Source organism: Nonomuraea marmarensis, from assembly GCF_043197025.1.
Taxonomy (GTDB): domain Bacteria; phylum Actinomycetota; class Actinomycetes; order Streptosporangiales; family Streptosporangiaceae; genus Nonomuraea; species Nonomuraea marmarensis.
The window spans coordinates 1-13,226 of record NZ_JBICRM010000074.1; the positions used below are offsets into that span (position 1 = coordinate 1).

A 13,226-nucleotide genomic window follows, 5' to 3' on the forward strand; every position below is an offset into this window, starting at 1 on the left:
ACGTACTTAACGACTTCGGCCCGCAATTCGGGAGAGTAATGCCTCGGCCTCTTCGCCACTACCTTGCCTTCCGGGTGTCACGTAAACCCTACTTGGGTCCGTGTCCGGAAAGATCGGGGCACCCCACTGGCGCCGATCTCCGACGTGGCCGTGGCGACCGGGCCGCCGGGCAGCGGGAAAACGTTGCTGCTCGCCGCCCGGGCACGGGAACTGCGCCGGGTTCATCCGGACTGGGAGATCGCCGTGCTGGTGTACAACCGTGCGCTGGTGCCGTATGTGACGCGACTGGTGAACGACCCGTCGGTGCTGGTGACCACAGTCGGCAAGTTCGCCCACCGGCTTGGTTTCCGGATGGATCTCAACGGCGGCGACGGCGCTTCCAAGGATCTGACCAAGGCCAGGGCACGCGGGATTCCGCAGGCCTTCGACGCATTGCTTGTCGACGAGTTACAGGATTTCGACCCGGCTTGGCTACAGTTCGCGCTCGACACCGTCCGGCCCGGCCGTGGCGGCGCGTTGCTCGTCGGTGACCAGGCGCAGGGGCTGTACCGAGACGTCGATCTGACCTCGGCGCTAACTGGCCGCGACGTCGTCCGCCACACGCTGGCTCGGCCGTACCGCAGCACGAAACAAGTGCTGCGCGCCGCAAGCGTGCTGACCGGGCAACATGTGGCCGGGATCGACGGTGCGCCGGACGGGCAACCGGTCGATCTGATCTGGGCGGACTCAAAGAACGCGCAACTCGACTGCGTCGTTTGGGAAATCGCCGCTCTGCTCGCCGACGGACGGCGGCAGCCAGGCGAGATCGCCGTCCTGCTCACGCAATGGCGCGGCCTTACAAAATTGCGTGCCGCGTTGACCTCGGCCGATATTCCGTTCCAAGTGTTCGACCGGAACGACCCGTCCGGATTCGACACCAACACGTCGACGGTGAAGGTAATCACCGTGCATTCCGGGAAGGGCTACGAGTTCCCGATAGTGTTCCTGGTCGGGTTGGAAACCTTACCGGCGGGAATCGACGAGCCGACCAGGCAACGCGAACGTGTCGGGTTCGTCGGCGCCACCCGCGCCACGGACCAGTTGCTTATCACTTACACGAAGTCCACGGCCCACGTCGACCGGCTGGCGGCGCTGAACCCCGACGTCCGGCGCTGGACCTGGCCTGACGACTACAAGATCGACAATCGCAAAGAGGTGAAGTGACGTGGCGCGGCTGCACGTGCTCAGCGACTGGCACGGCCCAGGCGAAGAAAAAACGGCCCGCCGGCTCGCGGCCGAGCTACCGGACGACTGGGACGTCATCGCCGGCCGCCAGATTCCGACGCACACCGACCCGGTCGATTTCGACCTGATCGTGGTCGGCGTCAACGGCATCTACGTTTGCGAGGAGAAATCTTGGGGCCCACACGTGGTCGCGGGCGAAGTAGCCTGGTACGTCAACGGCGAGCAACGGCCCGATCCCGTCGGCCAGGTGGCGCACCCGGCCCGGGTGCTGGCCGGCCGACTGCGCGCGAAGGTCAGCGGATGGACGGCGGCGCAGGCCAACTTGCCCCGAGGGGTTCGCCCGGTCACCGGCCACGTGGTCATGTCCCACCCGTCGATCGACCTATCTGGGACCGGCGATCTCGGCGAGGACAAGGTGGTCACGCTGGACGCTGCGGCTGCCATGCTGACCGCCCGGGACGCCGCCCTGCCGGACACGAGGTCCGCACTGCGCCCGAAAGCGATGAGCTACCTGCTCGGTCTCGGTCCGCGAAACCCGGCCGAGACCCCGAAGCAGATAATGCAGTACGAGGTCGACGGGCTGCTTGGGGCCGAAGGCAACGCCCAGGTCTACGCCGGTCGCAACCCGGCGGGCGAACTGGTGTTCCTGCACTGCGTTCCGGTGGCCAACGCCACCGACCGGCCCGCTGCGGAACTCCTTGCCAAACGCGAGCATGACGCGCTTGCCTTGTTGGCCAAGGAAGATCGTACCTGGCATGTACGCGACTGGTTCGACTGGGAGGGATACCGGGTCACCCCGATCGTGCCCGACCTGAGCGGCACCAGTCTGTGGAAGCTCAGCGGTGACCCTCCGACGCCGACCGACCAGGAAAACCGGATTCCGCCGGAGATCGCCAAACCCGTCGTGCATGACGCGTTCGCGGCGTTGACCTCGGTGCACGCCAAGGAGATCATGCATCGAGCGCTCCGGCCGCGCTACATCGAGATCACCGGCGACGACCGGGTCCGCTTCCGCGACTTCAGCCGGGCGCGGATTCCCAGCACGGAAACCATCGCCCCCAGCCTGTTCGACGACCATCCGTCGACGCCGTTCCGCGCGCCGGGCTCTACCATGGAATTCTTCGGCACCAAAGATGACGTCTACAGCCTGGCGCTGAGCCTGGTGCAGTGGATCCACGGCGACCAGGATGAGACGCCGGACCACGACAAGGCCCGGGAACGCGCGGCGACCTATCCGGAGATAGGTGAACTGCTGGCCCGCTGTCTCGCGCCGGGCTACGACGACCGACCGGAAGCCGCGGAAGTGGCCTCGGCGACCGCGCCGGACAAGGCGACGGCAATGGCGATCACCGAGGACGCGTCGACACCGATGGCAGGCCACTTGGTCGCCGACCGATACCGGCTGAAGCGCCAACTCGGCGAGGGCGCATGGGCCGTCACCTGGCTCGCCACCGACGAACAGCTGCAGGGCGAGCTGCGCACGCTCAAATACCTGAAACCGGATCGCGTGTCCTGGGCACAGGCATTCGACGAATATCAGAACACCGACAAGCTGCGCAGCCGCTACTGCGCCCGGGTGTATGACCTGCAGCGCGAACCGCAACCGGGCGTGCTGGTCCAGGAATACGTACCGGGCACTACGCTCAAAGAACTCGTCACGCGCGAAACGCCGACCGGGGACGAGTTCCGGCGTATCGCGCTGGACGTGCTCGCTGGCCTCGGCGACGCGCACCAGCAGGGCCTCTACCACAGGGACGTCAGCCCCGCCAACATCATAGTGCGGGACGACGGCGCCGCCCGGCTGATCGACTTCGGGCTGGCCGCACACGTCGACAACGCCCATTCCGCGGTCGGTTCGCCACCGTTTACCGCGCCGGAGGTGTGGGAGCGCCGCGCTTGGTCCCCCGCCGCCGACCTGTATGCCGCCGCCGCGTCGATCCTGCACGCCATGCTCGGCCGCTATCCCTATGCCAGCACCGATCTGTCAGGCCGCAGGACGTTGGTGCAGCCGTCCGACGAGGACCGGCTACGGTTCGGCGGCACCCTTTTGGACACGCTCTACCAGGGCGTGACGTACGACCCGGCTGGCCGACCGCAGAGCGCCGCAGATTTCGCGCGACTGCTCACCGAGCCGAGCACTCCGTCTACTACGGACAAACGCAAGGTGAATCCCACGGTGGCCGCGCTGCGTGGGCTGTACCGGGAAAGCGGCATCGGCAACGCCGGAAACCGCGGCCTAGACGACGTTTTCGCGCACGACACTTACGCGAAAACCCGGCTGGACACCGAACTGCTGCCAGCAATTCTCAACAAGAAGCTCGACGTCGTGGTGCTGAGCGGTAATCCCGGTGACGGCAAGACCTCGTTCCTTGTCAAGGTGGGTGACGCACTGGACGCTCGGCAGGCGGAAAAGGTGCACGAAGACAAGGCTGGCTGGGTCAAACGGCTCGACGGCCACACGTTCGTCGCGGTCTACGACGCCTCGGAGTCCAACGGCGCGCTGTCCTCGGACGAGATGCTGTATCGGGCGCTCGACTTAGCCGACGGCGAGGACCGGAACCGGTGCACGGTGCTGATCGCCGCGAACGATGGCCGAGTCACCCAGTTCTTCACCGACAACGACGACCTGTACCCGGACGTCGCTGCGGAACTGGCCAAGCAACGCCGAGGCGGCGCATCCCCGGACTCCCGGGTGGCACTTGTCGACCTCAAGCAACGGGCGTTGGCGATGCCGGAAAAAGCCGACGCCAATGGCGAAGCGCCCCATCTCGCGGAAGCCATTCTCGATCTGTTCACCACCGACTTCCGCTGGTCGGACTGCGCCGACTGCGTGTCTCGAGGCGTCTGCCCGATTCTCCGCAACGCCACGGACCTGCGGGCACCGGCCACCAAGGCGGCGGTCATGGAGCTCGTACTCACCAGCCACCTGCGCCGCCGTCGGCGGGCGACCGTACGGGACGTCCGGTCCGCATTCGCCTGGCTGATCACCGGTGACCTGTCCTGCGACGAAGTCCACTCCGAACGCGAGGCGGACGAAAACCCGGCCACCGACGCCCGGTTACTGCCCGGTCTGACCTTCGCCGGCGACAGCAGCGACAACCTGCTCCAGGAATGGGCCGAACTCGACCCGGCCGGACTCCCAGCGCCCGGTGCCATCCGAGCCGCGAGGGCCAGAGAAGACCTCATCCCCGACCTGCACACCATCCTCGACGCGGACATACGTCGGCTGAAGCGGGCATTGTTCCTCGGCCAGTGGGGCACCGTATCCGGGCGGTTGGAGGTGCGTGGTTACCGGCATCTCGATGAATACCTCGATGCCCTGGACACGCCAGAGCAGGCGCTGCCACGGTTCATCGCGGGACTGTCCAGAGTGCTGGGCTTCGTCGGCTACGACGGCGTCCGTCTCGCATTGCGGGACCAGATGTACGACGCGCCCGCGGTACGCGCCATCGTGGTAATTAAGGAGCTGGATCCGACCGAGTTCGTGCTGGCCACAAGCGGAGCACGCTCCCGCTACATCGAGTCGTTCCCGGACCTGTTGGTGCTGCGGCATTCCTCCGGTGCGGAACTCCGGATCACCTTGGACACTGCGGAGTTGCTACTGCGCGCCGCCGACGGGGAGATCCTCGGTGACCTGGCTTCGGAGGCGATCCGCCAGGAAGTCACCGGCTTCGGCAACCGGCTGCGCCGGGAACCGGCACACGCGGTATGGATCATCGACGGCTCCGGCCGTTCGCTGCGGGCAAAGGCCGTCGGCGGCCAGATCGTGCGGGAGGACGCGCCATGACCATCAAATTGACCAAGGCGATGAGCACGTATCTATATCGGCCGCTGACGATTTTCAGCACACTGGACACGGATGTGGACCGCGTGCTGCCCCATCTGTTCGAGGCGTGTGTCAAGGGCGGCCGATCGGCCAGGTTCCTGACCAACGAACGGGACTACGCTGGATATCGGGACCGGCTGCTCGACAGCGAGCACATGACTGGCTTCGATTCACCGGACGCCCGAGATCTGATGGACGGCTGGCTGCGCTCCTGCATCGTCGACATGGGCACTGTCGGCAAGGCGCACAATGACGAACAGATGTTGTCGGTTGCTCCCCTCACCCTGGCAGCCTATCGGGCAGGCGTACCCCGGACACGAACCCGGCACCGCTATATTGACGACTTCGCCTATCAACTTCTGCGCACCCGGGTAGCCCACCGAACCGCGGGCAACCCGACTGGTGAACTCCGCAGGCTCATCGCGGAGAATATTGGCCATGGTCTGGGGATCGGACACGAGCCGAAATGGCAACCCGAACTGACCGACCCGAGCAAGCTGGATATCAGCGCACTCCTCGAGTTTCGTTTCCTCGAAGGATTCGAGATGGGCGATGCGCGGGAATTCAAGCAAGAATCGCAAGTGCCGAACCCGCTCCCCGGCGTAACGGATCGTCTGGGAGAAATGCTTCTCGCGCACCTCCTTGCCTATGCCAACCGGTTGCCGACAGCTGCGTTGATGTCCACCTTTGCCGGACTGCTCGCGCTTGATGTCTTCACTCTCACACTTCGGGTCAACGCGGCGGGCCGCGAACTGTTGCGCACCGGTACCCCGCCCGCGGACATGGTCGAGGACCATCCGAAATCACCGATCGAACTGTACTGCGACTTCACCGGCGGAATAAACGACGATTCGGACAGGCTGTCCCGGTTGTGCGTGGAGCGCGATCTCAATCAGATCAGGCTCACTTTTCGTGACCGCATGACACTCATGATCGTCGAGCAGGCGATCCAGCGAATCCCGGACGAGCGAGAGCGACGTGAAGCGCTTTCCGATCCAGAGAAGCTGGCTCAACTTGCCGAACTACGCGAACACGACGTCGTTAAATTTTTTGCGATGAGCCAACTCTATGAAATCGCGGCAACCAACCAGCGCAGCGATGAACACATCACGGAAGATGAGGCCGACTTCCTGGAGAGAACACAACGCGCCGACAAAAGCGAACTTGACAAACTGCTAGACGTTCTCGAATTTGTCAACCAAGATCGCGCAACGAAAAACGCGGTAAGCTGGTTCAGCTCGGTCGGCGGGCTGCGTAAGCCGTACGGGATTCTCACCGGCTCGTCCAATAGCCGCCGGTCGTGGCGATACGCGCCGACAGACGAACTACTGCAGATTCTGCTGATGACGGTGTTCGTCCGGTCCGACATGTCGGTCCGGCCGACCATACCGCTCAAGGGCCTGTTGCGGGAGCTTCGCGACCGGTTCGGCATTCTCGTCGACCTGCCACCGGCGTTTCTGGACGGCGCGGAGGCACGCGCCGCCGCGGCGGCCAACCTGGCGGCATTCAAGCGCAGGCTGCAACTGCTCGGATGTTTCGACAGCCTGTCCGACGACTTTTCCGAACAGATCGTTCGCCACCCACTGGGGGATCGTGATGCCTGAGCCGACCGACACCACGCTGCCGGATCTGGTCACTGACCGGATCGCAACCATACTGACCAAGCGGATAGATCACCACGAACCCGGCCACTGTGTCCGGGTGGACAACCTACGCCACGCCGACGCCGAGCGCCTTGCCGACGCGGTGCGTCGAGCCCTCGCGCCCGACAAGGCTGACGTACACGTCCTGGTCGACGCCCGCGCCCAAGCCGACGACGAGCTGCTGATCCTGGCCGAGCGTGCGGTCGAACTACGCAACCGCAAGGAGCGTCAACTGCTGCTGATGGTGCCGGTGGGTGCCGGCGTGGCGGCCAGTTCGCTGGACAACAGCTTCGAGCGCCAGGATGTGGTCGGCCTGCTGCGTACAGCCAGTGCCACGATGGTTGACGAACTGCCGGACGACGAAATTCGGGTCGGCGTGGACAAGGTCGCCAGCGTACTCGGCAGGAACCGGCCGGCCGAGGCATGGGCCCGCTACGTCGCCGCAGTCACAGCCGAACCGACCTGGCACACCGTCGGCGCATCGTTGCCGGTGGTCGGCCTCATCCCGGATCTCGGCGGCCCGGACCTCGTAGACCGGCTCGCCCGCAATAGTGAGTCCGTCAAGGCCATCTCCCGGCCGCCCAGAGCGGTGTCCTCGGTGTCCGACCGGCTCAGCAATGCCCAGCTGAAGGATGGTCCGGTACGCGTTGACCTTGCCGCGTTCCTGTCCGGCTCGTACCGAGATCTGTCCAATCCCGCTGAGTGGACCGCAGAACTGGCCGCCGTGCCCGGCCTCGACTTCAGCCAATGGCCGCTGACCGAACCGGAAACCGTTGCGGTGGATCAGGTTCGGGTCGACCCGTTCCTCCGGGAGAACGGCGCGGTGGTGAAAAGCTCGCGGCTCAAGCAAGACAACCCGGGCGACCTGCCCTATACCGAGGCAGGCGAGGAGTCTCCTGCCGTGGTGCGAGTGACGTGGAAGACCGTGCCAGCCAAGAGCGACGCGATCTACCGGTGGCTGGTCGAGGTGCTCCCACCGGAGGACCTGCGCGACGGCGACGACTCCGGGCCGAAGGCCAAGGTGACCGTTGCCGGTTCCCGGCGTACTGCCACCGTCGAGATCAAGCTCGACGAGTCCGACCTCGAACAGGGCTCACTGTTCGTGGTGCGAGTGACCGGGCTGGACACCGCAGGCCAGCCGGTGTTGCTGCAGGGAAGGGAGGGTGAGCTCGCTCAGGACGAGAGCCAGCAGTTCACCGTGCGCTGGGAGGCCGACCTGATCACCGGGGAGACCCGGCGTGCCTCGGCATGGGCGCTCGCGCTTGGCAGGCTGGACGCGGTTCTCGCCGGACAGGATGACCTGACCGAGGACGCCTACAGCCTGGACGACGCGCATACCGCAGTGTCGCTGCGCCTCGGCAGCCGGCGCACGGTGCTGCTCGGCGTCAGCCCGGTGCTGGTCAACCTGCAACACCAGTTGTTCAAGGGCGCAAGCACAGCCACCGCGTTTCGCGCCAACGGACGCATGGGTGTGGTGCTGCAGGCCGAAGACACGGAGCACGTCGAAGACCCGTTGCCGACGGCACTGTCAAAACAGCGCAAAGAGATCCACGCACTACTCGGCGCGCATCAAGCCCGTTGGCTCGTGGAGTCGCTCGACTGGACCGAGGAGCTCCGGGACAGGGTCCGGTCCTACTGCCAGAGCTACAAGAACGCGCTCGACCGCGCGGCGACTGACGCGACGCACCGGGACGCGTTGCTGGCGATGGACACGTTGACACTGGACATTACGATCGCCGGCGGCCGGCCGATCCGGGCGGTCGTCGTGCTGCCGTTCCATCCGCTCCGACTGACCTGGTTGGCCGAATATGACAAGGCCATCACCGGCTGGGCAAAAGAACTGGCCGACAGCGAACCGAACAAGGCGAAACGGCGCGCGATGGTGGACGCCGACCTGGTTCGCCGGGTAACCCCGGCCAACCTGCCGTTCGCCGTGCCCCGTACGACGTCCGGTGACATCTTCGTGCACTCCAGGGAGGCAACGGTCGGCACCGGGATCTATCTCGCCCCCGACGAGCAGGAACCGGGCATCGCCATCCAGGCGGCGTTCGACGTGCTTGGCATCGACTGGCGGGACGTCGCCACTGACGTGCCGCCGGCGATGCTCGCCGAGCGCATTGAGCACTACCGGGAGACCCACTCGAAGCCGGACGCAGTCCGGCTTCTGGCGATCAACCCCGGCTCCGGCGAACTGCTGGCCCAGGCGCTGCGCCGAGCGGTGCTGACCGACCGGGCCGCAGACTCCGACGTCACTAGACTAGCCGGGCGCGCAGAGGTCACCGCCTACAGCACCCGGCCTGGCAATACCGATCCGCTGCCCGCGCTGACCGACCTGCAGCGGGCCGTCGGAAGATACCGGGTGGGGAGCACACGATCGTACTTGAAGCCGCCGCTCGGGCTGAGCGTGCGGCCGTTCGACCGGCTGGCCAAGGACGACACGCCAGCGCATATAAGTGTGGTCAACGACTTGGCCGTGGTCGAGGCAGGTGGCGGCTCGACGGCCCCGGCGGCCACCACGTCGTTCCGCAACCTGCTGACCCCGACCAGCAACAGGCTGGTAGACACCCCGGACGGCCGGCACTGGGAAGCCATGCCAGCGGTACAACTCCGGGAATACCGGGGCGAAAAGCGCCGGGATGGCGCGGCGGACGCGGTCGACGCGCACCGGGCGCACCAGGCCGCACTCGCTGCGGCGCGTGGACTGGCGCCGGAACACGGCATCGCGTTGCGCGTCTCGCTCGGCGAGCCGGAACGCCGGGCGCTGACCGCGGCGCATGACCGGGCCGACTGGGTTATGTCGATCGACCGCAACCTCGGACCGGAACTGTATTCGTCGAGCCCGAAGCAAAACCAGCCGTACGTCTTAGACTACGCGCCCGATTTCCTGGAAGGAATCGGGCCTCGGCTCACCGTGACCACGAAACATCAGGCCGAGATCGAACGCCTGCTTGCCACCGCGATGCGCGGCCTGGGATTCGCCGACGACACCCAGTCGGTGCGCGGCACCCTGCGGGCCATGCAACTCGTGTCCGGGCGGTTGGCGCTGCGTCTCATCGGTCAGTCGGACCTGGCCGCTGAGGCGGTGAGCCTCGCGGCGCTGGTGTCCTGGTTGGAGAGCCGGGGCGACCTGAAGGACACGATCGTCGTACCGGTCGATATGCACCAGGAAATGTTCGGCATCACGCGCAAGAAATCGCAGGACAAGGAGTCTCCGGAGGAAAAGGCACGGTTCTGCGACCTGATTCTGGTCCGCGCCACCCGGCAGGCGATCAGGTTCGAGTGCGTCGAGGTCAAGCCGCTGAAGGAAGACGCGTCGCCAGATCAACTCGCCGAGAACATCGTCGACAACCTCAATGCCACTGTGACCATGTTGGAGGACGGTTTCCTCGGCAACGACCAACCCCGCCTGGATGCCGACCTGCAGCGGGCCCGGCTGGCGGGAATCCTGCGCTACCACGCGAACCGGGCCTTCGAGGCGGATCTGCTCAGTGCCGAGCGGCTGGCCGCAGCAGAACGCCAGTTCGCCCGGATCGAGGACGGCACGCGCCCGGAGATCTCTAAACAGGGATACGTGGTCAGCCTGACCGGCGAGCCGGACCTGCCGAGCGAGCATCGCGGGATATCGATCGAGGCATTGACCGCTCCGAAACTGCGCACAGCAGGCATCGCCACATTGACCCCGAGCCGGGCCCCGGTGTCCACCGTGGACATTACGGAACCCGTTGCCCAGCTGGCCGTGGACACGCCGTCCGAGCCGGTCCTGGCTACCACGCAATCAGAGCCAGCATCCACCACGGAAACACCGGCGACACAGTCGGTTCAGAAACGGCCCGATGAGGTGCGGGTAGTGCTCGGGAAGGACGCGAACTCCGCCGATCTAACGTGGCGGATCAGCACGTCGGGCAGTCCGCATATGTTCGTTCTCGGCATTCCCGGGCAGGGCAAGTCGGTGACCACCCGGCGTATTCTCAACTCGTTCGCCGAGCAAGGTTTGCCAGCGCTGGTCATCGATTTCCACGGCGACATGGCGGCCGACCCCGCGGCCGACGCAACGGTCGTGGACGCGGGCGACGGGCTGGACTTCTCCCCATTCGAGCTCCGGACCGACGTCAGCCACGAGAAATATAATCAGACGGCGTGGGAGCTGGCCGAGGTCGTTGGCTATGTGAGCGCGCTGGGGGAGATCCAACGGAACGTGGTCTACGAGGTTCTCCGCGAGCTGTACCAGCGACACGGCTTCGGTTCGGCCAACGGCCCGACGGGGCTGCCGACTATGACTGAGTTCGCCAAGCTCCTAGAACAGAAGGAAAGTGCCGGGCACGGCCGCAACGTGGCGGCGCGGACTCGCCCGCTGAGCGAGTTCGGCCTGTTCCGAAACAACGCGGGCGAGGGTCGGTTCGGCGAACTGCTCACCAGTGGTGTGGTGCTTGACGTGCACACGCTGATGGAACAGGTACAACTGGCCGCCGCCGCGTTCGTGCTGCGCAAGGTCTACCGGGAGATGTTCCACTGGGGAAAGACCAGCGAGCTGCGCCTGGCCGTGGTGCTGGACGAGGCGCACCGGCTGGCCAAGGACGTCACTCTGCCGAAGATCATGAAGGAAGGCCGCAAATACGGCGTCGCCGTGGTGGTGGCCAGTCAGGGAGTGGACGACTTCCACAAGGACGTGCTCGGCAACGCCGGCACTAAGGTGGCGTTCCGCTGCAACTACCCGCAAAGCAAGACAGTCGCCGGTTTCTTGCGCGGCCGAGCTGGCCAGGACATGGCCCAGGCCTTGGAAAAACTGTCCGTCGGCCAAGCTTACGTCTCGACCCCCGACTCCCCCGAAGCCAAGAAGGTCTTCATGGCCCGATGATCTGTCGGGTAGCTCGACCCCGACGCAGGACCTCGCTGACCACGGCCTTCAGTCGGTTCGAAGCGGCGACGGTGTCGGCGAGAACTCGTCGCGGTCGGCCACCAGGGGGCGCGAGGGTGAGTTTGCTGACACCGGTCTCGATCACCGTCCGTAGGAGGACGGGCCATGCCATGCCACGGCCGGATCGGTGTCGGCGACGAACGCGTGGGCCCGGTCGGTGAGCTGCTCGAAATGCCGCAGCAGGGCCACCTCGATCAACTCCCGCTTGGTTCGGGCGGTGGCTTCGCCAGCGCAATCGCTGCTGCGGATCACGCCGACCCGATGGGGCTCGGTGGCTACCGGCGGCATCCTGAGCCGACCTAACCGGTGATCAGTTCGGACTCGTAGGCGAAGATCACCGCCCTGGATGCGGTCGCGCAGGCCCAGCTTGGTGAGGACGTGGCTCACGTGGGTCTTGGCCGTGGAGTGGCCGACGCCCCGGGGCGGGCGGGCGGCTTACGTTTGCCAGCCGCGAGACCGACACCCACACCCGCGTCCGCCACGACCGCATCGACCAGGTCGGCGTCGTCACCCTCCGCCTGGCCGGAGGCCTGCACAACATCGGCGTCGGCCGGACCTACGCCCGAACCTGCGTCATGCTCCTGATCGAAGATCTCGACGTCCGCATCATCGACGCCGTCACCGGCGAACTCCTGCGGGAGCTGACCGTCGACCCGACCCGCGACTACCAGCCACAACAGCCCAGAAAGTAAAGAAAACCCTCGAACCTGCGGTCCTGCCGCAGGTTCGAGGGTTTCCGATGTCTCGCGACATCACAGAGTGCCCCCTTCGAACCTGCGGCACCCGCTGTAGGAGAGCGGAGGCGCCATTGCGGGCCCTAGCGCCTTGACCTGCATAAACAGCCCTCTCGGCACATGGGGCCTACAAGATCATCCCCAGCATGTCCCACTGCCGAAATGGCCGTCCAAGGGCTTCAAGCGGGTAGACGCCGTACTGGACGGATGGAGGACAGATAGATCGGGATGACCGCAGCGGGCTCGCGGGCTACACCCTCAATTTCCTGCGTGAGCAGGGTGGCGTCCGATGTACTGATCTCAAGCAGGGGGCGCCGGAGGCGGATGGACCAGGTGTTCTTGCTGGGGAAGGCGTCCAGTCGTGGAACGAGAGGCGCCAGGTCGAGACCCACGAGATACGGCGCGAGCGCTCTCACGGTGATGTCGCAGCCGCGAGTGAAATCACGGCCCGCGATGGCGACAGGCTTCTCGTAAGGCACGACCTCTGAGGCGACCACGGCTGTGCCGATGACCCGAGTGCGGTCGCGGTTTGGGTTGTGCCAGCACCCCCGGGTGGTAACGACGAAGAGATCGTCTCCGATCTTAAGCCGGTTCACTTCGCTGCGACTGGTCCGTGGGAAGGCCATCCGCGACTCACGCAGCACCCACGCGACAGCTTCGCGCTCACCGAGGATTAATAGGTACGCACCCACGACCTGCACGATATCCCATACCGCGACCCGGAACTGCGGGCACCGATCGTCACGGCCCCAGCACTCAGGGCCGAAGGAGTTCTCACTATGTGAGACCGAGGGCGATGAGCGGGTGACGGAAGTCGTCGCGTGCCCACCGGGCGCCTTCGGCGATGTTGGTGAAGTTGAGCAGGCGTAGCGCGCCGATCGCGT

6 protein-coding genes and 1 pseudogene are annotated in these 13,226 nt (G+C 65.7%); 4 read left to right on the forward strand and 3 right to left on the reverse strand.

Translation table 11 applies throughout. The features are described 5' to 3' along the window. The first annotated feature begins 144 nt into the window (after positions 1-144). From ACFLIM_RS49245 to ACFLIM_RS49260, 4 genes are read left to right on the forward strand one after another with little or no spacing between them, the layout of a single operon-like run. On the forward strand, positions 145-1,203 hold the full coding sequence (locus ACFLIM_RS49245; protein WP_393177680.1) for a 3'-5' exonuclease: 1,059 nt from the start codon (positions 145-147) through the stop codon (positions 1,201-1,203). Between the two features lies 1 nt (position 1,204). Beyond that, positions 1,205-5,011 (forward strand): protein kinase domain-containing protein, encoded by a 3,807-nt coding sequence (locus ACFLIM_RS49250; protein WP_393177682.1) that lies wholly within the window; start codon positions 1,205-1,207, stop codon positions 5,009-5,011. Further along, positions 5,008-6,654, forward strand: coding sequence for a methylation-associated defense system protein MAD7 (gene mads7 / locus ACFLIM_RS49255; RefSeq protein WP_393177684.1), 1,647 nt, complete (start codon positions 5,008-5,010; stop codon positions 6,652-6,654). Before ACFLIM_RS49250 ends, mads7 begins: the two co-directional genes overlap by 4 nt. Beyond that, on the forward strand, positions 6,647-11,548 hold the full coding sequence (locus tag ACFLIM_RS49260; protein WP_393177686.1) for an ATP-binding protein: 4,902 nt from the start codon (positions 6,647-6,649) through the stop codon (positions 11,546-11,548). The genes mads7 and ACFLIM_RS49260 overlap by 8 nt, the downstream gene beginning before the upstream one ends. Positions 11,549-11,689: 141 nt before the next feature. Here ACFLIM_RS49260 and ACFLIM_RS49265 read toward each other — a convergent pair whose 3' ends face one another. The 3 genes and pseudogenes from ACFLIM_RS49265 to ACFLIM_RS49275 all read right to left on the reverse strand — a co-directional run bounded on the left by ACFLIM_RS49265 (position 11,690) and on the right by ACFLIM_RS49275 (position 13,034). Further along, positions 11,690-11,860 carry a hypothetical protein gene (locus ACFLIM_RS49265; RefSeq protein WP_393177688.1) on the reverse strand — a complete coding sequence of 57 codons (171 nt, stop codon included), beginning with the start codon at positions 11,858-11,860 and terminating at the stop codon, positions 11,690-11,692. A 47-nt stretch (positions 11,861-11,907) separates the two neighbouring features. Continuing rightward, positions 11,908-12,022, reverse strand: a pseudogene (locus tag ACFLIM_RS49270) (DNA-binding response regulator); the annotation flags it as partial. Positions 12,023-12,521: 499 nt separating this feature from the next. Beyond that, entirely contained in the window at positions 12,522-13,034 is a 513-nt protein-coding gene (locus ACFLIM_RS49275) for a hypothetical protein (RefSeq protein ID WP_393177690.1), read from the reverse strand. Positions 13,035-13,226 lie beyond the last annotated feature (192 nt).